Here is a 21,370-nt window from a genome sequence, read left to right as displayed (position 1 = left end):
ATTGACTCTTGACCATAACTGTGTTATATTTGAAAAAAGCACAGCTATGGTCATCACACGTCAGGATCGAAATATTATTATTGAGGCTAGCGACTCCATCAATATGGGCGCAGTCCAAAAGGTAATTGACTACATTAACATTCTCGAGATAGTTGCCAAGAATCAAGGCTCAGAGGAACAGGCTTCTGATTTGGCTGAATTGGTTAATAAGAGTTGGTGGTCTGAAAACAAATCGCGTTTTCTTCCATGATCGTTGTCATCGATACAAACATCTTATTTAGCGCCTGCATATCTCCAAACAACCGAATTTCCGAAATTCTTTTCAGCCCTCTGCCAAACATAGAGCGGATAAGTTGTTACTATGCAATGGCAGAGTTGTTCAAGCATCAGTCCAAAATTGTTCAGCTCTCCAAGCAGCCGGTAGAAGGGGTGAGCACGTTGCTGTATACGATTATGAAGCAGGTTGATTTCCTGAATGAGAAAATGATAGCAACTGAACATTTTGAGGAAGCGGATAGGTTGACTGCCGGTGTTGACTCAAACGACTTGGCTTTTGTGGCGCTCAGTTTACAGAAAAACGGAATGCTATGGACAGGTGATAAAAAACTCACTAACCACTTAAAAAGCCTCGGGTTCGATCGTGTAGTTAACACGAATGATCTCTATGAGCTGTTGGATATCAGCTGAACTGTAAGGGTCTCCCGCCATCATATATTAAACCAGAATTGTCGCAAAACACCCTGCGATTTGTCGTATAATCCCTGTTGCTTGTGGCGGCTGGGCGGTATTTTTGTTTAGGCACCGACTCTGGTTTGAAAATGGCGACGCGTATCTCTCCCTATCTGACATTCAATGGTAATTGCAAGGAAGCAATGCACTTTTATAAGGAGTGCTTTGGCGGGAAACTCACGCTCGAAACGATCGGCGACACGCCTTATGCCATAGAGTTTCCGGATGACATGCAGCATCAGGTTATGCATGCAATGCTTACGACTGTGGAGTTTACTATCATGGCCACCGATTTCATGGGTGGGCACGTGTTTGTTGCTGATAGTGATGTTTCTATCGCATTGTTATTCGATGATCAGCAGGAGATCATCCGTTGCTTTTCGAAGCTTGCGGCTGACGGAAAGGTTATTTACGCATTAAATCCTGAACCCACCGATTCACTTTTCGGTGTGGTCCAGGATCAGTTTGACATCATTTGGATGTTTAATTATAACACCAAATGATATAAAATCCCTTGCTAAGCAATCACGTTAGCCAGACTACTTTTTGACTGGAAGCATGATCTGCGCCGATGACGTCGCTGTACAGTTCGGGACGGCGTGCCATTCTGTAACGGTGACCGCCCGCCTGGGTCAGTTTCTCCGGTGTGCATGTGGCGATCGCGATGTCATCGCCAAGTGTTCTGCATTCTGCTATAATGTCGCCAAATGGGTCCAGGATCATAGAGCAGCCGTTTTTGAGCTGGTCGTCGTCCATCCCGATCGGATTTGAAAATATAGCATAAATCCCATTGTCATAAGCTCTTGCCGGCAGCCATTTCATAAGCCAGGCACGCCCTTTCAAGCCGTCAAATTCCAGCCGGAGCGCGGTCGGATCTTCATGCCTTTTTTCCCATAAAGCCGGATCGGCAAAGCCAGCGCCGGGGCGGGTGGAGGGTGTCATCATGGTCACGTGCGGCATGAAGATAATGTCCGCGCCAAGCAATGCAGTAGCACGCACATTTTCGACAATGTTATTATCGTAGCAGATTAGTATCCCGCATTTCCAGCCATACAAATCGAACACAACGTATTCGCTGCCCGGCGTGAGGTTGCTGTTGATGAACGGATGCAGTTTTCTGAATTTGGCGATCAAACCTGTTTTGTCCACGCAAACGTATGCCTTGAAAAGATTTCCCGCTTCGTCTTTCTCAAAAAGTCCGGCCAGTACGGCAATGTTATGTCTGGCAGCAATGTCTACGAGTTTCGTTATGCTGGGCCCGTCGGGAATGGGCTCGGCAAGTTCGGTGAGTTGCTCGCGATCGAGCTTTCTGGCGAATGTGTAGCCAGTCACGGAACATTCGTGAAAAGCGATAACCTGCGCGCCGTCGGCTGCTGCTTTCTCCGCCAGCCTGTCGATAGCGAGCAGATTGTAGGCCTTGTCACCGCTTTTGTTTTCAAACTGGGCCGTAGCAATTTTTAGGTTCTGCATACAAATAAGATCTTTTTGTACAAAGCTATATGCTATGAGCATAACTGGAAATAGAAAGCGCCGAGAAGTTGCAACCGAGTTTCTGAACGGTAAATTCCCGGCAGTCTGCATTATTGGATTATTTTATTTAATAATTAGATAAAAAAGTTGCCAGGTAAGGTTTGGTTAATGTTTTATTAATCATTTCTTAATAAGCCTCGCTTTACTTTGACCCATGGTTTGGCCAACCTGCTACACTTGAATTGCTGTCACCGACTTTAAATGACTTTATGGAAAATCAACTTTTATTAAAACGGGAAGTATTGCGAAGCTTCCAGAAATACCTCTTGCAATGCTGCCTGGCATTCGCTGTCACACTGCTGGCGGGGCACATGGCGCTGGCGCAGGAAACCAACATTTCCGGTGAAATCAGGGATGAAAAAAACAGCGCGATCCCTGGCGCGAGCATTGTTTTGCAAGGCACCGCAAAAGGAACTACAACCGACGCAGATGGCCGTTTTTCATTGAGCGTTCCAAGATCAGGCTCCGTGCTCATCGTGAGCTTTCTGGGTTATAAGCGCCAGGAAATTGTGGTGGGAAGCCAAACGAATTTTCAGATCAGACTGGAACCTAGCACCGACGACTTACAGGAAGTGGTGGTTGTAGGATACGGAACGCAGCGTAAACAAACGCTCACCGGTGCGATCTCCAACATTGTTTCCGAAGACATTAAAACCACCACGCATACGAGTCTTGCGCAGAGCCTGCAGGGAAAAGTGGCTGGTGTGCAGATCCGTCAGAACTCGGGGGAACCGGGTTCATTCAGTACAAGCATTAACATCCGTGGGTTTGGCGAGCCGCTTTATGTGGTGGACGGCGTAGCGCGTGACGGCGGTTATGAATTTCAAAAGATCAATCCGGATGATATCGAAAGCATTTCTGTGTTAAAGGATGCTTCTGCTGCGATTTTCGGGATACGGGCAGGGAATGGTGTCGTGATCGTAACAACCAAGAAAGGCAGTAAGGGCAAGCCTAAGTTCAGCTATAACGCGGTTTACGGACGCCAGAGCCCTACGGATGTTCCGCAAATGACTTCTGCATTACAATGGGCTGAAATGCGGAATGATGCTGCCAGAAACCTGGGCGAAACGCCGGTATATACTGCCGATGAAATCGAAAAATTCAGAAAAGGAGCGCCTGGATATGAAGGAACAGACTGGTATAAGACAGTTTTGAACAAATCAGCTTCACAGCAGCAACATTTTCTTTCGGCTTCCGGTGGGGAAGGGGCTGTGTCGTATTTTACGAGTTTTGGTTTTCAAAATGAAAATGGCCTTTTGAAAAGCAAGGATATGGGTTACAAAAAGTACACTTTCCGGGCGAATGTGGGCATTGATCTTACCCAAAACCTGAAAGCAGACCTGATCCTTTCCGGGCTATTTGACAAAAGAGATCAGCCTGGGGACAACTTTTTCAATATTTACAAAGGAACAAGGATTGCACTGGCGACAGAGCGGCCTTATGCCAATGACAATCCAAAATATCCTTCGTTGCTGAGCGGTGGCTACAATCCCGTTGCGCTTGCAGATGGCGACCTGACCGGCTACAATGAAGAAGCGAACAAATTTTTCCAGTCGACCTTTGCATTAACGTATTCGGTTCCGTTTGTTCCGGGATTGAAATTGAAGGGACTGGTAGCTTATGACAGCAACAATTACCGGAATAAATCAGTCTCAAAAAGCTATAACCTGTACACTTACGACGCAGCGACGGATAAATACACGGCGCATTTGCAACGGAATCCTTCACGCATTGGCAATAATTTTTCAGATAACAATCGTGTCACATTTCAGGGCCAGTTGTTTTACAACACAGTAATCGCCAAGAACCATAACGTAGGGGCAACATTGGTTTACGAACAACAGGAATCCAAAAACCGCTGGGCGGGATTAGGAAGGGAATATGCTTTTTATACCAATGACCAGATTGACCAGGCCGGGCTTAACAACCAGACAACCAGCGGCTCAGAAAGCGAATATGCGAGCCAATCGTTTGTAGGAAGATTGAACTATGATTTTAAAGAAAAATATCTGCTTGAAGTTGCTGCACGCTATGACGGTTCTTACCGCTACCACCCGGATCGTCGCTGGGGATTGTTCCCCGTGGTCTCGGCCGGCTGGCGGGTTTCCGAGGAACAATTTATGGACAAGATTCCATTGATTTCAAATCTTAAACTGAGAGGTTCTTACGGGCTTGTAGGAGCCGATGCAGGCGCGCCGTTCCAGTACGTGCCCGGCTTCTCGCTCACGGGCGGGGGCGGATATGAGTTTACCAACGGCAACTATACAACCGGAGCCGCTTCACCCGCCATTGTCAACGAACAACTAACCTGGTTCAAATCGAAAATCAAGGACGTCGGCATTGACATCGGGCTTTGGGACAACCGCATCGACCTGACTTTTGATGTTTACCAACGCGACCGCAAAGGCTTGCTGGCCAGAAGGAATGTTTCATTGCCCAACACATTCGGCGGAACATTGCCGGACGAAAACCTGAACAGCGACCGGGTGCAAGGCATTGAGTTTTCAGCTGCCTATAATGGTCAGATACGAGATTTTAAATATGGCATTTCGGGGAATTTCAATTTTGCCCGCACGATGAACCGCTATGTGGAAAGAGGTGATTTCCTGAACAGCATGGATAAGTGGAAAACAGGAACAACCAACCGCTGGAACGACGTCGTATGGGCTTATCAGTTAGAAGGCCAGTTCCAGAACAAAGATGAGGTGATTTATGCGCCGATTCAGAATGGCGACCTGGGTAATACACGTGAGCTTCCCGGTGATTTTAAATACAAAGATGTGGACGGAAACGGCATGATCGATGGGAATGATGCATTGCCTTTGTTCTTTGGCGGCGATCCGAAAATGTATTACGGTGTGACATTGAATGCTTCCTGGAAAGGTTTTGACTTCACAGCATTGTTCCAGGGATCGGGAAAATACAGCGTGCGTTTCCGCGAAGTATATGCCGAGGTTTTTGCCTTCCGCGGCAACACGCCAGAATATTTTTATGACAGATGGCATCTGGATGGTGATAATGAGTGGATTCCAGGAAAATGGCCTGCTTCGCGTTTTAATTATAATGTCGGTGCGATGTATGCAGAAAGCTCGGCGTGGCGGAAAGATGCTTCTTATCTGCGGTTCAAAAGCGCGCAGCTTGGTTACACTTTCAATTTGGCATGGCTTAAAAAGATCGGTATTGATGACGTGCGGATCTACGGAAATGCGCACAATATTTTCACCTGGGCGGATCCGTTCGTGAAGCCATTTGACCCGGAAAAAATTGAAGGGTTGTTTGGCGCAGGGCTTACTTATCCTGTAACCAGAAGCTACAACTTTGGTATTAATGTTACATTCTAACAGCTGAAATAATGAAATTGACCAAACATATATTCATGCTCCTTGTGCTGCTAACGGCCATTAGCTGCGACAATGTGCTCGATAAGCAGCCATTGGACAAATTGCAGGGAGAAAACCTCTTTTCCAATCCGGAAGGGGTCAAATTATACATGGCGAATTTGTATTATCAATTGCCTATCGAGGATTTTACGTTTTTCAGACAGGGTTTCAACTGGAATACAGGCGACCCCAACAATGGTGGATTCGCACCTGCCATGATCACCGACGAAGCGGTTCACACGGAGTTTGGGGATTTCATCGGTAATGATGATTTTCAATGGTGGGACCAAGGTTACAAGCTCATCCGCGACACCAATATCCTGATTGACATTATCCCTACATTGGATGTGAGCGAGGACGAGACTAAAGCACTTGTGGGCGAAAGTGCATTCATTCGCGCGTATGCTTATTTTGCATTGGCAAAAAGATACGGAGGCGTTCCGCTGATCACGGCTGTCCAAAAATATGAAGGCGATGTGGAAGCGCTGAAAGTGCCGCGCAGCACAGAAAAAGAGACGTGGGATTTTGTCTTAAAAGAATGTGACATCGCCATTGCAAACCTGGCCGATTCATGGCCTGGCGGTGAGAGGCGTGCTACGAAATGGGTGGCTTATGCACTCAAATCCAGGGCTGCATTGCACGCTGCTTCGCTGGCAAAATATGGAGATAGAGCCCCAATTTCCGGCACTGCGGTGGATCAAAAATTGGTTGGGCTGGAAAAATCGGCTGCTGCGGAGTACTATAAGGCTGCCATAGAAGCGTCTGAGGCGATTATCGCATCGGGCAAATTTGCGCTTTACAAGCCTTCACCTGCAAGTCCTGAGGAAGCTGCGGAAAACTATCGCAAGCTTTTCGAAGATCCGAACATTGCGCCTACGGAAGCTATTTTCATCAAAGGTTATGCACGTCCGGGTTCAGGAACGGGACATAATTACGGCATCTGGTTTCAGCCTAATCAAACCGCTAACGGATGGCCGCACCCAGGCCGCATGAATCCGACGCTGGACCTGATCGATGCTTATGAAAGTTATACAAATCCAGGACAAAGTGCATCGGTTACCACGACCGTTGCGGGCAATGATGTGAGCGATTACAATGGTTTTGATCCTGCCAAGAATTACAAACGTTACGACGATCCTGCTGGAATTTATAAAGATAAGGATGCACGCTTATGGGCAACGGCTATCCTGCCGGGGACTGCCTGGAAAGGCCAGAAGATTATCATTCAGGCGGGTTTCATCAAACCGGACGGCAGCGCACAGCTGTTCGGCGGTGAGCCAATCAAGGTTGGTAGCGCGACCATTTATCCATACGGTGCAGCCGACAGGACACAATATTCCGGCTTCGATACCTGGGGAGGAAATAACACCCGCACGGGCGTCAGCTTCAAGAAATTTTTGAATGAGGGCGTGAATGTTGCGCCGGGCTGGAACCAGACCGTTTCTGACTGGGCAGACTTCCGGTATGCCGAAATCCTGCTTAATTACGCAGAAGCCATTGTTGAAAGCGGGGCCGGAACGGCGACAAAAGGGGCACAGGCATTGAATGACATTCGTCGCCGGGCAGGCCATACCAAAGACATTCCTTTAACGATCGATAATGTGATCCGGGAAAGAAGGGTTGAGCTGGCTTTTGAAAACAAACGCTTCTGGGATTTGATCAGAAGGCGTGAATATCATACGCTATTCTACAACCGCGTACGCCATGCGCTTGTTCCGGTGCTGGATCTGCGCGTTACGCCTGCAAAATACATTTTCATCCGTCAGAATATTGCAAGGCTAAACCCGGCAACGTTCGATTACAAGAACTATTACCGCTATGTTCCGGGTATCGGTGCGAATGGATTGGTACAAAATCCGCAGTATTAGGCCGTTCAGCCAGTGATCTGATTAGAAATTAAAACATTGAACTTAAATCGCAAAGATTGTGAAATCACAGATATACGTAAGCGCGCTGGCATTAATGCTCTTTGCAGCGGGCTGTAAAATAGACAATTACCCTGCACCGGATGCGCAGCTTTACGGAACTTTCCTGGATGCGGAAACCAATGAACCGGTGGAGCAGGACATTATTCGCGGGAGTACGATCGAATACATTGAGCACGGATATGCTTCTCAGACAAAGCAAGTTATGCTCGTCAAAAATGACGGAACATACCGTAACAACCTGATCTTCGCGAATCAATACACCATTTCACCGGTGCGCGGAAACTTCGTTCCTACGGAGCCGCAGGAAGTTACCGTTGCTGGCGAAACCCAGCTGGATTTTAAAGTTCAGCCTTACATTCGTTTGAAAGATGCGAAAATCGAAAAGTCTGGATCCAAGGTGATCGCGACGTTCAAAATCCAGCAGACTGTAATCAACAATGTGCGGAAAATCGGTCTTTATGCACACCCTGAACCATCCGTAGGAGAGCCTATGCGGACTGTTCTTTCGGAAACGGAGATCAACGGTGCGACGGATCCCAACAAGGTTTACAAGCTGGAAATTGATATTCCTTCGAACAGCAATAACTTGAAAACGGGTAACCAATATTTTTTCCGGGTCGGCGCGATTATTGATGCCCCGGAATCCAAGTTTAACTATGCGAAGGCGGTGCGGATTGCTTTGTGATGAAGATAAGAGCTGTTGGGCTGTGCGAGGTGAGAGCTGTCAGGCTGCGCGAGATGAGAGCTGTCGGGATGTGCGAGATGAGAGCTGTCAGGATGTGCGAGATGAGAGCTGTCAGGTGTGCGAGATGAGCGCTGTCAGGATGTGTGAGATGAGCGATGTCAGGTGTGGTGTCCCTGGATTAAAATCCAGGGTTAGGTATCTTTCGAGCCTGACGGCTCTTTTGAGACGAAACCTGCTTTGGGTAGAAAAGAGCCGTCAGGCTCGACCATTTACTTGCGATGGATTTCAATCCATCGGCTTGAGATTTTTTAAACCCTGGGTTAAAATCCAGGGTTAGGGTGTCTTTCGAGCCTGACGGCTCTTTTGAGGAGAAACCTGCTTTGGGCAGAAAAGAGCCGTCAGGTTCAACCATTTACTTGCGATGGATTTCATCCATCGGCTTGATGATTTTTTATCCCTGGATTAAAATCCAGGGTTAGGGTGTCTTTCGAGCCTGACGGCTCTTATGGGCAGAATCCTGCTTCGGGCAGAAAAGAGCCGTCAGGCTCGACCATTTGTTGCGATGGATTTCAATCCATCGGCTTGATAATATTGAATCCATCACTTGACAATATATGAATCCATCAGCTTAATAATATTCCAATTCATCCAATAATAAGATTTTTTAAACTAAACCTTTAACCATGAAGTTTTTTCGATTCCTTTTACTCTTGCCTTTTCTTTCATTCGGATGTAATGGTTCGGATGGTGTTAAACAAACTGTTGATCCTAAAACAATTGAAGAAGTTAAGTATGATGAAACCGGTGTGCTTTTTAAGAGCTACAAAGGACTGGTAATGGCCGGTTACCAGGGCTGGTTTACTGCCGAAGGTGATGGTGCTGGCCGCGGCTGGCATCATTACCAAAAAGGTGGCAAGTTCGAGCCGGGTTCCACTTCTATCGACTTTTGGCCGGATGTAAGCGACTATCCTAAAACTTATAAGACTGCCTTTAAATACAAAAACGGTGAAACAGCGCCGATTTACAGCCCATACGATGAAGAGAGCGTCGATCTGCATTTCAAGTGGATGAAGGAGCATGGCATTGACGGCGTTTATATGCAGCGGTTTGTGTCGGAAGTGAAGGGCGAGAGCGGCAAAAAGCATTTTAATAAAGTGCTGGCCAATGCATTGAAAGCTTCCAAAAAATATGGCAGGGCGATCAGCATTATGTACGATCTGAGCGGCTCTACATCTGCGGATATGGATTTTATCGTAAAAGATTGGGAGGAGCTGCAAAGCACATTTAAGCTTTTTGATAACAAAGAAAATCCGCAATATCTGCGCCATAACGGCCGGCCTTTGCTGGCGATCTGGGGCGTGGGATTCAATGACGGGCGCAAGTACACCATTGCAGATATTCAAAAACTCGTTGAAAAAGTAAAAGGGCCGACCAAAAAGGCTTCAATCTTGCTGGGCGTGCCTTATTACTGGAGAAGTCTGGGCAAGGATACGGAAAATTCCACTTTGCTGCATACAGTTGTAAAAAGCGTGGATGTGGTGATGCCCTGGGCAGTTGGGCGCTACAATGCATCCACGTATACGAGCGTTGCGGGACCTAATTTACCGGCCGACATCGCCTGGTGCAAGGCCAACAATGTGGATTACGCGCCGCTCGTTTTTCCTGGTTTTAGCTGGGGTAATTTAAAGAACGACAAATCGCTCTATAACGAGATCCCCCGCGGAAAAGGGGACTTCTTATGGCAACAGATTGCAGGCGCAAAGCTTTCGGGCGCCGAGGCGTTGTACGTGGCAATGTTCGACGAGGTGGATGAAGGAACGGCGATTTTCAAATGCCGGCGTGAAGGTGAATTGCCCGAAAATGCAGGCGGGAAATTCGTAGGGATAGAGGCGGATCTGAAAACGGATCACTATCTGTGGCTCACCGGACAAGGCGCCAAATGGTTTCACGGAGATCCGGGTTTCAGTGCTAAGAAACCTGAAAGACCGAATTAAGTTTGGAAACGGGCGGTCAGGAATGTAAAACTTCCGGCATGTCCTTTTGAAATTCTTCCCCGTAAATCCGGCTGTATTCTCTGGCGAAATTCTCAAAAGTCGTTTTCGCCAGAGAATGCTTGCCCAAAAGCGCCAGCGCCTTGCATTTGATGGTCATCGCTTCTTCATTAACCGGGTCAAAATAAAAGATATAATTGGCAACTTTAATCATAAATTCCGGATCATCCGTGATTTTTACGGAAGTAACATAACGCAAGTAAGCATCGACGATCTCGTTCGAAATTTCAGATTTAAAGCTGTCCAGCCACTCATATTCCAGGTCGGCGAGAAATGTGCCGCGTTTGCTGATCTGCGACAGGTCTACAATGTCCTGCTTCGAAAGCACGCGCTTATCGGACACCAGCTTCAAATATTCGGCATAATCGACGTGGATCTGCTCATAATCAATGTTGACGCGCCAATAACCGCTTTCCTTGGAAACATGGCACCATTTGAGTTTGTCCAAAATCCCTTTCAGCTTCGCAATGTTAACGGCGCGGTTGTTGCGCGCACTCTCAGACGATTTATCTGACCAAAGCAATTCCTTCAATCTTTCAGAACTAATCCCTTCCCGGCGCACGGAATGTAACAGGATTACCAGGAAAAGCTCTTTCAGCAAAGGCGTGAATAACCTTGTAATCTCAGTCCCTTTATCATCAAACAATTGCAGGTTACCAAAGAGCATAATGCTGCTGTGAAGCGGAAGGACCTTCGTTTCAATGCTTTTTTCAGGAATGTCTATGACAGGAACGGTTGCAAGGCCAGCCTCCGTGTTTGAATGTTTTTCGGCAGGAACAGGAAGAGTTGTTTGAACCGTTTCAACGGGTTTACGCCTTTTGTAAAAATATATCCCTGCAACGGCGGCCACCGCCGCTCCGATGATCCAGAACATATTTCCTGACTTCGCGGAAGCCTGCGCAATAGTGGGAACCGTTGCTAATGGTGGGGAGAAGAGGGAGTAGATCGAGACTTTTGTCTGGTTTTTATCTGTCCGGAATAGGGATACTGCGACAAACCTGTCTGTTGATTCATCGAAAAAAAGGTCTGCAAATGATTCCGTATCAATGAATTCGAAAGGGATTTTTGAGCCGACGGCCTTGTATTCTGGCTTCGAAAGCGATCCGGTGATGAGCTGTAACTCAGAGTTGAATTTGTCTTTTGGGAAAATCAGCGCATAATAAGCGTTTTCTTTTTCCCGGACGATCATGGAGTTGGCAAATACAAAATCCTCCTGAGGAGCTTTCAGCTCAAATATTTTTTTAAATGTCCCGGTTTTGGTATTAAAATAAATGAGATCGTACCAGTTTCTCGGGTTCAGAATTTGCCTGCCGGTAATACTGCCATATCCTCCCATCATGTACGCACCACCCGTTGCCTCGCCTGCGGCCGCCAGATAACGCGGCGAAAAAACACTGTCTTGCGGGATCGCTTGTGACCATTGTCCGGTTGCCGGCTTATATTTTTGAATAATGTTTTTGTATTCGAGATGCCCGTAACCGCCTAATATATAAATCGTTGAATCCGTTTTGGAATAAAATTTATTCGCATGCAGGAAATGCGTTTTCAATTCGGCCTTTACATTGTTTTTGTCCCATTTGCGACCGATCGTATCAAAACTGGAAACCTGTTTTTCGTTGATAAAAAGGTTATAGATCCGGTTTTTTGATTTCTCATAAAACACCTGATTGTCCATAAAAAGTGGCTGGTTCTCATGCGGAATGCGCTTTGTCAGGTTGTTAGAAATGCGGTAGGATGTCAATGTATCGGTTCCAACCACGTAAACGATCCCGGTTGACTGGTCGCAGGTAACGCGCGCTGGGCCTTGCACCAGGAAGGTTTGCAATGGCTGCCATTCGTGATGCATCTTTTTGATCCATAAGGGATTCCTAACGAGGCCATCTGTATTTTTTGCAGTTCCAATTGCTTGAACACCAGCCATTTCATCCAAATTCCACCGATATTTTTCAGCGCCGTTTTCGCTGATGGCCACATTCCGGATTTTCATTGGCGGAACGTCCGTCGTATTGAAGTTTTTGTATTTGTTTGCCCCAAAGAGAATCTTGAAACAGCCATTTTTCTCCAAAGCAACTGCCTGCCTGAATTGTTGCGTCCCGCTGAAAACCGTAAGCGTGCCTGTGCTTTTATCAAACACCAGCCTTATTTTGTTCCAATGCTGGTAAAGCGCGTTTTCGCTGATATCAAAGGCAATTTTGGAAAATTTATCACCTATAACCACCTTAAAGCGGTCTTTATTCAAAGAAGAGTTGTCATAGAGAATGTCAATGTTCTTTTGGTCGTTTTCGATAAGACGGACAATGTAGCCGAAGTAATTTTTTTTGTGTTTGAGAAAAGAAACCTCAAAGGACAGCTCGAAATTTTTATCAAAACATAATGTCCCGTCCGGCGAAAGATCCAGGCCGGTCCTTTTATCCTGCACCGATTCAAAACTTTCAAAACCAAGTCCGTAAGACTGGGCAAGGCACAAGTTGATCATCCCGTATCCAAACTGGAATGCAAGCAGGATGACAACGACTTTTAAACATTTACACATATTCAAACGACCACGATCTGGCAGGGTACTAATATTGGCTTAATAAGTAAATATTAAGATTTTTTTGTCTCTATTTTACTTTGCGTCCAATTTATTTGTTTCACCAACAATCCAGCCAGGTTGCCGGGAAGCAAAAAAGGCACCGGAATAAGATCCCGATGCCTTTTCGATATGCAACTTTAAGATTCTATTTTACCGGTTTCTTGAAAACAGCTGCGTCCACAGGCGTGTTTACGGATACTTTGTTGGTAATGAACGACATTGTGCCCATTTGCGCGTTGGTAATGTCCATGGTGTTGGGAAATTTAACGCCTTCCACTTCCTTGTAATCCGAAAGCTCGATCTCGCCGCTCTGCCCATTCATGTCCACTTTTACCTTACTAACCAGGAATGTTTCCGCGTCCAGATATTCGTCCATTGATGTGCCTTCCTTCGAAGTTACTTTCAGGTGATACACATCTTTCTTGTCCAGTTTTTCTTTGCCGACAAGCTCCACTTTGTTGCCCTTTTCCTTATAGTTAACAAGGCCGCCAAACGGGTCCAGGGATGCAATCTGTTGTTTCAGCTGATCGGCAGGCATATCTTCAGGCTCGCCCGTTCCGCCCATTTGTGCCGGACGGATCATCCAACCCTTGGAATCGTCCACAACCTGCACCATTGAATTGCCCATAATAGTCGATTCATTGCGAAGCGATTTGCCCACCACAAGAATCGTTTTCGTTGGGATTTCCATTCCCTGAACAGCCAGTGAACGTTCGGTGATCACCGTGTTAACGGCTTTAATCTTATCCATTCCGCCAAGGGCGGCCACATGCTTATCCACGATTTCATCGACAGTTTGCGCAAAGGTGCTTGCCGAGATCAATGCCGCTGCAACAGCGACGAACAATTTGGTTGTTTTCATATGTAGGTTTATTTGGAGTAAGTATCTTGTTATCTTCTTAAAGTATTGATAGTGAAATTACTACCGGGGTGTTCCGCCACCTGCCGGAGCCGGACCGGATTGCTGTCCGCCGCCTTCGCTTTTCACATCGTCGTTGTTAACCGATTTCGCCTTGCGTTTCGGCGCATCCATGGTCATCTTTCCGATTTTGTATGTAAATGTCAGCCTGATGCCGCGGTTGTACATGTAGATGTCGTTCACCTGATTGAATTCCAGCGATTTTAGTTCCGTGTGCATTTTGAAACGTCTGCTCAGGAAGTTTTCGGCTGCAAGTCCAATGCTAGCTTTTTTATCCGCAAATTCTTTTTTCACACCCACGGTATAAAATCCGAAACCACCCTGGTAACCCTGCAACTGGACCGTATTTCCCTGCATAAATCCAAACGCCTGTGCGCCCCAGCCATTTTTGAATGTTGCCTGTGAGAACAACCCTCCGCTCACCACAAAACCTGTATTCTCCAATTTCCGTGTAACACCTTTTTCCAATGTTTGACCAGTCAGTGTGGCATAATACATGTTGGAGAAGATCCCGAAGCTGATCTTGGAAGTGGCAGCCACGTTTGCGAAAATATTTACACCATAAGCGTGTTGTTTTCCAATATTCTCATAGGTGGTAATAATGGCTCCTTCAAGCGTATCGGATGGCTGACGCACTTGCGAGATGGCATTGTTGGTGACGCGGCCAAAGAAAGTGGCATTTACAAACGTCTTTTTGATGTTTTTACTAACGCCTAACTCGAAGTTGTTTGTCAGCTCGGGTCTCAGTTCGGGGTTACCGATGGTAATGTTCTGCGGGTTGGCCGAGTTGAAGTTCGGGTTCAGTTGCTGTAATCCGGGACGTTGGATCCGGCGGTTATAACCCAGTTTCAATGTTGTTCCTTTGATAGTTTTGGAAGCATTTACACTCGGCACAAGCACTCCATAATTACCTACGCCCACAGTCCCTTCATTGGTGCTGGCATCGATAAATGTATGCTCGTAACGCAAACCTCCTTTGAAAGTATAACGCTTTTTGGTTGTATAAGTGTAGGAACTGTAACCAGCCGCAATGTTCTGGTGATAGGTCAAATCTCCCGCGGGCTGATCCAGTTCGGGACGGAAGTCGCCGGTTGGTTCAGCGATCAGGAAGTTATATGCGCTGGTAACCTCTCTGAAAATAGCTTTTCCACCAAATTCGAGCAACTGGTTTTTCTTGATAGGTGTCTGATAATCAGATTGAAATGTAAACTCCTGGTTGATGCTTTTGTTCAGGTTGCGCTGACGGTTAACGAGCTCGCTGCTGCCATTCAGGATATCTGCGTCAAAGTCGTTGGTCAGATCGTTTCGGCTGTAAAGCGTCGAAATGCTCCATTCCTGCTGTGGTTTGAAAGTATGCAGGTAATCAATGTTCGCATCAATCGTTCCCGAAAGATTCTTCGCATCCACATTGCGGGCGGTGTTGAAGTCCATTTCACCCGTTTTCATGATGCGTGTCATCAGGTCCTGCTGGCTGCGGAAATTCCGGACCCCATAGCGCACACCGGCCGTAATGCTTTGATTTTTGGCCAGGTCATAATCAAATCCAAGGTTGTAATTTCCAAATAATCCACGGCTTGATCCGTCGCCCGTTTGGCGCGTTACCGTGGAAACGTTGTCGACAATGCTGGTCTGTTCGAGGTTTGTTTTCGTGATCGTATTGTACATGCCGCGTCCGAAACCGCCGATGGTGAAACCAGCTTTTCCTTTGCGGTAACCACCATTCAGCGAAAGAATAGATCCTCTGTTTCCAATGCCGGAGTCCACATTCAGGTTCAATCCCTGCAAGCTGTTTTTCTTGGTAATAATGTTAATGATCCCGCCTGAACCTTCGGCATCGTATTTGGCCGATGGGCTTGTGATCACTTCCACTGTTTTGATCTGATCGGCAGGAATTTGCTTCAATGCGTCTGCAACGCTGTTGGCAATGATCGTGCTAGGTTTGTTGTTCACCAGCACGCGAATGTTCTGGCTTCCGCGCAAGGAAACATTACCGTCCAGGTCGACTGTTAGTAACGGCACTTTTCTCAAAATATCCGTCGCATCGCCGCCTTTTGCCGTGATGTCCTTTTCTGCATTATAAACAAGCCTGTCAACTTTTTCTTCTATCAAAGCAGCTTGTCCGGTAACCGTAACTTCGTTCAAAGTTTTCGTATTGGATGACAAAGTGATTACGCCAAGATCCAGTTCTTGGCCTTTCCCGATTGCAATGTTGTCTATTGTTTTATTTACAAATCCAATAAACGAAATCAAGACTTTGTAATCGCCCGCTGCGAGCTTGGATAATGTGAATTTTCCTTTTTCATCGGCTACTGTTCCGTCCACAGCCTGGCCGGTTGCTTTGTTATAAAGTGCAATGCTTGCGAATTCAATGCCTTTTGCGGATGAAGAGTCAACGATTGCGCCGGATAGTTTTGCGTTTCCTTTCGGAGTTTGGTCGCCCGCAGTTCCGGGCAGTGCTTTGGGCTGGGCGGTTCCGGCGGCACCTGGAAATTGTGCAATTGCAGGAGAAACGAGGGTGGCCAGAATGATGATTGAAGCTAGAAAAAGTTTATTCATTTTTATAGGATTGTATTTGCACCATAAAAATGCAACAGAATAAAAAAACCTTATAGTAAATTATGATAAAGGCTTGATTAAACGGGATGGATGAAGCGCTGGGACAGATGGAAGTGTGGGATGATATGCATGCAGATGCATAGCCTGATTTAGACACCTGTATCGTATATATGGAGATTAGAGAAATAATTAGGATTAAACTTTGAATCCTATTTTTAAAATGACTAAAATCGGTATGACTATCTCGGTTAAAGCCATATTATTTGCGTCATGCGTCTTGGGAATGCTGGCTTGCGGACCTGAGCTGCCTCAGGATGTACAGCTTGCGTACGAGGAACTGCCGGAAAAGCTGGATTATAATCAGCATGTGAAACCGGTGCTGTCCGACAAATGCTTCGCCTGTCACGGACCGGATAAAGCCAAACAAAAGGCCGGGTTAAGGCTTGATTTACAGGAAGCTGCATATAGTGATCTTCCGGAAAATAAAGGGAAAGTGGCGATTGACCCGGGCAGCCTGAAAAACAGCGAAGTATTCCACCGCATTCTTTCAGGCGATCCTAATTATATGATGCCGACACCAGCATCGCATTTGAGCTTGAACGCCAGGGAAAAGGCAATTTTGATCAAATGGATCGAAGAAGGCGCTGCTTACAAACCACATTGGGCCTTTGTGAAGCCTGAAAAAGTGGAATTGCCAGAAGTCAAAAATGATAACTGGGTCAAAAACCAGATCGATCATTTTATCCTGGCGAAGCTGGAAACCGAAAATCTCAAACCTTCCGCCGAAGCAGATAAAGAGCTGTTATTGCGTCGGTTATCACTCGATTTGACCGGATTGCCTCCGTCCATTGCAGAAATGGATGGCTTCTTGAATGACAAGTCGGCTAATGCTTATGAAAAACAGGTTGACCGGCTCATGAACTCACCACATTATGGCGAAAAAATGGCTGTCGACTGGCTGGATCTGGCGCGTTTTGCGGATTCGCATGGCTATACGGTGGATCGTCTCCGTGACATGTCGCCTTACCGCGACTGGGTCATCGGCGCATTCAACCGGAACTTGCCTTATGATCAATTCCTGCACTGGCAGCTTGCCGGCGACCTGATGCCAAAACCTACAAAAGAAATGCTGATCGCTACTGCATTCAACCGGAACCATCAGCAAAATATGGAGGGTGGGATCATTGAAGAAGAGTTTCAAACGGAGTATGTCGTAGACCGCACCAATACATTCGGCGACGCAATGCTTGGATTATCAGTAGGTTGTGCCAAATGTCACGACCATAAATACGATCCGATTTCCCAAAAAAACTACTACGAGCTGTTCAGCTTTTTCAATAATGTAAAAGAAGCTGGACAAATTTCCTGGGACGACGCGCTTCCCACACCAACGCTCATGTTACCGACCGATGAGGAGGAGAAGATGCTGAAATTCCTGAAATCGCGGGAAATGGAGCAGCAAAAGGCTGTCTTGCAAATGAAAAACAGTGATCAGGCTGGTTTCGAGAAGTGGCTTAACAGTGCTGGTTTACGAAAATTGGCGGGTGAAAGAATTCCGTCTGCGGGCTTGCAGGCACATTTTCCGTTCAATAGAGGTGCATTAAGCAATAAAGTTTTATCCAATCAGGTCAATCAGGCTGAAAAGGCGGTGATGAAACGGGAGTCGGGCCAGCCTGGCGGAAAGCCGGTTTTTGTGACGAATCGAGACGGTTATGCCATGCGATTTGACGGTGATGTTTTTTTGGATTTAAATCAAACCGGCGTTTTCAGAAAGTCGGAACCTTTCAGCATCGGGATCTGGGTGAATGTTCCTGAGGAAATGAAGGAGGGGGTGATTTTGCATAAGAGTCAGGCGGAGCGGCTTTATAATTACCGCGGCTATCATCTTTATCTGAAAAATAATAAGCTGGAACTGAATATGGCGCATACTTCGCCTTCAAATGCGATTACAAAAGTTTCGAAAGCCAATGTGCCTAGAAATAAATGGATCCAGCTGACTATCACTTATGACGGATCATCGAAAGCGGCTGGCTTTAAGCTGTTTATGGATGGCGCAGAAATGGCGATGGTTGCGGAAACGGATCAGCTGACCAAAGATATTTTATTTAATTCTAATGTGCAGCCCGGCCTTCAAATTGGTGCCTGGTGGCGTGGCAATGGTTTCAAGAATGGTCTGGCAGACGATATAGTAGTGTACAAACGGGCGCTTGCGCCGTTTGAAATCGGCATTTTGGCAGCCAAAAATGATTGGAAGTCGATTCTTTCCGTAGATCAAACCGCATGGACGGACGAGCAGCGAAAGGTGTTGAAAGAATATTATTTATCGGCTGTTTCTCAATCGGTTACCAAAGCGGAAATGGATCTTCAAAAGACCCGGACTGCGCTGGCTGATTCTACGGAGCATATCAAGGAATTAATGGTGATGCAGGAAATGCCAAATCGGAAAAAGGCGCACATTTTGCTGCGCGGAAATTACGATTCTTTCGGGGAAGAGGTTTTTCCTAATACGCCGAAATCAATTTTGGCGTTCCCTGATAATTTACCCAAAAACAGATATGGACTCGCGCAGTGGCTGACGAGTAGGGATAATCCGCTGACGGCCCGGGTGGCGGTGAACCGGTTCTGGCAGAACTTCTTTAGCACCGGGTTGGTGAAAACAACGGAAGATTTTGGTAACCAGGGAGAAATGCCCAGCCACCTTGAATTGCTGGATTGGCTGGCGATTCGTTTTCAGGAATCGGGATGGAATGTGAAAGAGCTTAACAAGCTGATTGTCATGTCGGCCACTTACCGGCAGCGCTCGGACGTTTCGAAGGAAGTGCGGGAAAAAGACCCGGAAAACCGGTTGCTTTCGCACAGTCCTGTCAACCGGCTTACCGCCGAAATGATCCGGGATAATGCATTGGCAGCGAGCGGATTGATCAATAAAAGAGTTGGTGGAAAGAGCGTCAAGCCTTATCAGCCGGATGGGCTTTGGGAGATTAATAATACAAGTTATCAGCGGGATTCCGGCGACGCAGTCTACCGGCGGAGCTTATATGTGATCACCAAAAGATCCGTCCCAAATCCTACGCTCGCCACATTCGATGCCACGTCACGTAGTTTTTGCGTGGTAAGGCGGCAGAAAACAAACACCCCACTGCAAGCGCTTGTCACATTGAATGATCCGACGTTCAACGAAGCCATGAAAGTGATGGGGCAGCAAATGGCTTCAATGAAGAATATAAATGATGCCATTATAATGAGTTACCGCAGATTGACAGGCAGAAAGCCTTCGCCGAAGGAAGTTGTGCTTTTGATGGATCTGCAAAGAAAGCAGGTCGAAAAGTTTAGCAAAGAACCCGGAAAAGCGTTGGGCTGGCTGGCGCAAGGGCAGTTTGTTATTGACAAAAAAATGGATTTGACCCAAATAGCGGCTAATGCAGTTGTAGCAAGCACGATATTGAATTCGGATGCATCCCTAACCAAGCGATGAAGCATGGAAGACCATCATAAAGAACCGTTCAGGATCAATAGCCCTGAATTTGATATACTAAATAAAAAGCTGGAAAGGCGGAATTTCCTGGTTAAAACCTCGCTGGGACTGGGCGCGCTAGCGATGGGATCGCTATTTGGTTCGCAAAAGCTGTTTGGTTCCGGTGCCGCCGCCACCACGGAAGGGGCGGCGGCATTGGAAGAAAAAGTCCTGAAAGCGCTGCCTCACATTGCTCCTAAGGCAAAACGGGTGGTTTACCTTTTTATGGCGGGCGGCCCTTCACAGTTTGAAACATTCGATTACAAACCAAAACTGGTTAATATGGCCGGCCAGAACTTGCCGGATTCAGTCAGGAAAGGGCAGAGGCTTACGGGCATGAGCGCGAACCAGAGTTCTTTGCCGGTGGTCCCGTCGGTTTATGGATTTAACCAGCATGGCAAAAGCGGCACTTGGGTGAGTGAGTTGATGCCCCATACTGCCAAGGTTGTGGATGAGTTGTGTATGATCAAATCTGTTTATTCCGAGGCCATTAACCACGATCCGGCGATCACTTTTTTCCAAACGGGCAATCAGCTTCCGGGCAGGCCGTCAATCGGTTCGTGGGTTAGTTATGGGTTAGGGACCGATAATCAGAACCTGCCATCATTCATTGTTTTGGTTTCAAAAAATGGTGCGAAAGATCAGCCTTTGTATGCCAGGCTCTGGGGAAACGGCTTTTTGCCTTCCAAACACCAGGGCGTTCAGTTCAGGTCGGGCAAAGATCCGGTGCTTTTCCTGAATAATCCCGAAGGCTATGACGGCGCCGACCGGAAGGAAATGCTGGATTATCTGGCAAAGCTGAATCAACTCCAAAATGAGCCCTACGGCGATCCCGAAGTGGACGCGCGCATTGCGCAGTATGAAATGGCTTTCCGCATGCAGACATCCGTGCCGGAAGTGATGGATACCGCCGGTGAATCGGATGAGGTTTTCGATTTGTATGGGTCGGACAGCCGTGATGCAGGGACTTATGCAGCCAATTGCATTCTCGCCCGCAAGCTTTTGGAAAAGGATGTCAAGTTTGTGCAGCTCTACCACCAGGGCTGGGACAACCATGGCGGACTGCCCAAAAGCATTGCCCAACAATGTAAAAACACAGATCAGGCGACGGCTGCATTGATCATGGATTTGAAACGCAGGGGTCTGCTGGACGATACATTGGTTGTTTGGGGTGGAGAATTCGGGCGCACCGTTTATTCACAAGGCAAACTTACCGCCGATGATTACGGCCGCGACCATCACCCACGCTGCTTTACTATGTGGATGGCCGGGGCGGGAGTGAAGCCGGGAATCAGTTTCGGTGAGACGGACGATTTTAGCTATAATATTGTAAAAGATCCTGTCCATGTGCATGATTTTCAGGCAACATTAATGTACTTAATGGGCGTTGACCATGAACAGTTGACTTATAAATTTCAAGGTAGAAGGTTCCGGCTCACGGATGTGCATGGCCATGTGGTAAAAAGCATCCTTACTTAGGCAATGTGCAGTGCAACCGTTTTA

14 protein-coding genes are annotated in these 21,370 nt (G+C 46.9%); 9 read left to right on the top strand and 5 right to left on the bottom strand.

Features of this window, described 5'->3' with window-relative positions; translation table 11 throughout:
- Nucleotide 1: 1 nt before the first annotated feature.
- The 3 genes from L0660_RS07150 to L0660_RS07140 all read left to right on the top strand — a co-directional run bounded on the left by L0660_RS07150 (nucleotide 2) and on the right by L0660_RS07140 (nucleotide 1,232).
- Entirely contained in the window at nucleotides 2–250 is a 249-nt protein-coding gene (locus L0660_RS07150) for a hypothetical protein (RefSeq protein WP_235158840.1), read from the top strand.
- Nucleotides 247–687, top strand: coding sequence for a PIN domain-containing protein (locus tag L0660_RS07145; protein WP_235158839.1), 441 nt, complete (start codon nucleotides 247–249; stop codon nucleotides 685–687). The genes L0660_RS07150 and L0660_RS07145 overlap by 4 nt, the downstream gene beginning before the upstream one ends.
- A 131-nt stretch (nucleotides 688–818) precedes the next feature.
- Nucleotides 819–1,232: a VOC family protein gene (locus tag L0660_RS07140; RefSeq protein ID WP_235158838.1), complete on the top strand. Its 414-nt coding sequence runs from the start codon at nucleotides 819–821 to the stop codon at nucleotides 1,230–1,232.
- Nucleotides 1,233–1,254: 22 nt separating this feature from the next.
- Here the strand turns inward: L0660_RS07140 and L0660_RS07135 are convergent, their stop codons facing one another.
- Nucleotides 1,255–2,199 carry a nitrilase family protein gene (locus L0660_RS07135; protein WP_235158837.1) on the bottom strand — a complete coding sequence of 315 codons (945 nt, stop codon included), beginning with the start codon at nucleotides 2,197–2,199 and terminating at the stop codon, nucleotides 1,255–1,257.
- Nucleotides 2,200–2,468: 269 nt separating this feature from the next.
- Between L0660_RS07135 and L0660_RS07130 the strand changes: the two genes are divergently transcribed.
- The 3 genes from L0660_RS07130 to L0660_RS07120 are packed head-to-tail and all read left to right on the top strand — an operon-like array spanning nucleotide 2,469 to nucleotide 8,252.
- Nucleotides 2,469–5,600, top strand: a complete 3,132-nt coding sequence (locus L0660_RS07130; RefSeq protein ID WP_235158836.1) for a TonB-dependent receptor — start codon at nucleotides 2,469–2,471, stop codon at nucleotides 5,598–5,600.
- Nucleotides 5,601–5,611: 11 nt separating this feature from the next.
- Nucleotides 5,612–7,507 (top strand): RagB/SusD family nutrient uptake outer membrane protein, encoded by a 1,896-nt coding sequence (locus tag L0660_RS07125; RefSeq protein WP_235158835.1) that lies wholly within the window; start codon nucleotides 5,612–5,614, stop codon nucleotides 7,505–7,507.
- Between the two features lie 58 nt (nucleotides 7,508–7,565).
- Nucleotides 7,566–8,252, top strand: coding sequence for a DUF3823 domain-containing protein (locus tag L0660_RS07120; protein ID WP_235158833.1), 687 nt, complete (start codon nucleotides 7,566–7,568; stop codon nucleotides 8,250–8,252).
- Between the two features lie 178 nt (nucleotides 8,253–8,430).
- On the opposite strand, the gene L0660_RS07115 is transcribed toward L0660_RS07120, so the two are convergent.
- On the bottom strand, nucleotides 8,431–8,664 hold the full coding sequence (locus tag L0660_RS07115) for a hypothetical protein (protein WP_235158832.1): 234 nt from the start codon (nucleotides 8,662–8,664) through the stop codon (nucleotides 8,431–8,433).
- A gap of 271 nt (nucleotides 8,665–8,935) precedes the next feature.
- Between L0660_RS07115 and L0660_RS07110 the strand changes: the two genes are divergently transcribed.
- On the top strand, nucleotides 8,936–10,246 hold the full coding sequence (locus L0660_RS07110) for a glycoside hydrolase family 71/99-like protein (protein ID WP_235158831.1): 1,311 nt from the start codon (nucleotides 8,936–8,938) through the stop codon (nucleotides 10,244–10,246).
- 16 nt (nucleotides 10,247–10,262) lie between these two features.
- On the opposite strand, the gene L0660_RS07105 is transcribed toward L0660_RS07110, so the two are convergent.
- The 3 genes from L0660_RS07105 to L0660_RS07095 form a co-directional block, all read right to left on the bottom strand.
- Nucleotides 10,263–12,836 (bottom strand): galactose oxidase, encoded by a 2,574-nt coding sequence (locus L0660_RS07105; protein ID WP_235158830.1) that lies wholly within the window; start codon nucleotides 12,834–12,836, stop codon nucleotides 10,263–10,265.
- 187 nt (nucleotides 12,837–13,023) lie between these two features.
- Nucleotides 13,024–13,740 carry an outer membrane lipoprotein-sorting protein gene (locus L0660_RS07100; protein ID WP_026628885.1) on the bottom strand — a complete coding sequence of 239 codons (717 nt, stop codon included), beginning with the start codon at nucleotides 13,738–13,740 and terminating at the stop codon, nucleotides 13,024–13,026.
- Nucleotides 13,741–13,800: 60 nt separating this feature from the next.
- Entirely contained in the window at nucleotides 13,801–16,353 is a 2,553-nt protein-coding gene (locus L0660_RS07095; protein ID WP_235158829.1) for a TonB-dependent receptor domain-containing protein, read from the bottom strand.
- A gap of 235 nt (nucleotides 16,354–16,588) precedes the next feature.
- Between L0660_RS07095 and L0660_RS07090 the strand changes: the two genes are divergently transcribed.
- Nucleotides 16,589–19,828: a DUF1553 domain-containing protein gene (locus L0660_RS07090; protein WP_235158828.1), complete on the top strand. Its 3,240-nt coding sequence runs from the start codon at nucleotides 16,589–16,591 to the stop codon at nucleotides 19,826–19,828.
- 3 nt (nucleotides 19,829–19,831) lie between these two features.
- Entirely contained in the window at nucleotides 19,832–21,346 is a 1,515-nt protein-coding gene (locus L0660_RS07085; protein ID WP_235158826.1) for a DUF1501 domain-containing protein, read from the top strand.
- Nucleotides 21,347–21,370 lie beyond the last annotated feature (24 nt).

The sequence above is a fragment of the Dyadobacter sp. CY351 genome (assembly GCF_021502625.1).
GTDB classification, from domain to species: Bacteria; Bacteroidota; Bacteroidia; order Cytophagales; family Spirosomataceae; genus Dyadobacter; species Dyadobacter chenhuakuii.
The sequence above is the reverse complement of the archived record's forward strand: the minus strand, read 5'-3'. Positions and strand labels throughout refer to the sequence as shown.

Excerpts from the sequence above, each read along its gene's own strand:
- L0660_RS07140 (WP_235158838.1), top strand. The coding sequence starts at position 819 with ATGGCGACGCGTATCTCTCCCTATCTGACATTCAATGGTAATTGCAAG.
- L0660_RS07105 (WP_235158830.1), bottom strand. The coding sequence starts at position 12,836 with ATGTGTAAATGTTTAAAAGTCGTTGTCATCCTGCTTGCATTCCAGTTT.
- L0660_RS07135 (WP_235158837.1), bottom strand. The coding sequence starts at position 2,199 with ATGCAGAACCTAAAAATTGCTACGGCCCAGTTTGAAAACAAAAGCGGT.
- L0660_RS07100 (WP_026628885.1), bottom strand. The coding sequence starts at position 13,740 with ATGAAAACAACCAAATTGTTCGTCGCTGTTGCAGCGGCATTGATCTCG.
- L0660_RS07130 (WP_235158836.1), top strand. The coding sequence starts at position 2,469 with ATGGAAAATCAACTTTTATTAAAACGGGAAGTATTGCGAAGCTTCCAG.
- L0660_RS07085 (WP_235158826.1), top strand. The coding sequence starts at position 19,832 with ATGGAAGACCATCATAAAGAACCGTTCAGGATCAATAGCCCTGAATTT.
- L0660_RS07125 (WP_235158835.1), top strand. The coding sequence starts at position 5,612 with ATGAAATTGACCAAACATATATTCATGCTCCTTGTGCTGCTAACGGCC.
- L0660_RS07090 (WP_235158828.1), top strand. The coding sequence starts at position 16,589 with ATGACTATCTCGGTTAAAGCCATATTATTTGCGTCATGCGTCTTGGGA.
- L0660_RS07110 (WP_235158831.1), top strand. The coding sequence starts at position 8,936 with ATGAAGTTTTTTCGATTCCTTTTACTCTTGCCTTTTCTTTCATTCGGA.
- L0660_RS07145 (WP_235158839.1), top strand. The coding sequence starts at position 247 with ATGATCGTTGTCATCGATACAAACATCTTATTTAGCGCCTGCATATCT.
- L0660_RS07095 (WP_235158829.1), bottom strand. The coding sequence starts at position 16,353 with ATGAATAAACTTTTTCTAGCTTCAATCATCATTCTGGCCACCCTCGTT.
- L0660_RS07115 (WP_235158832.1), bottom strand. The coding sequence starts at position 8,664 with ATGGTTGAACCTGACGGCTCTTTTCTGCCCAAAGCAGGTTTCTCCTCA.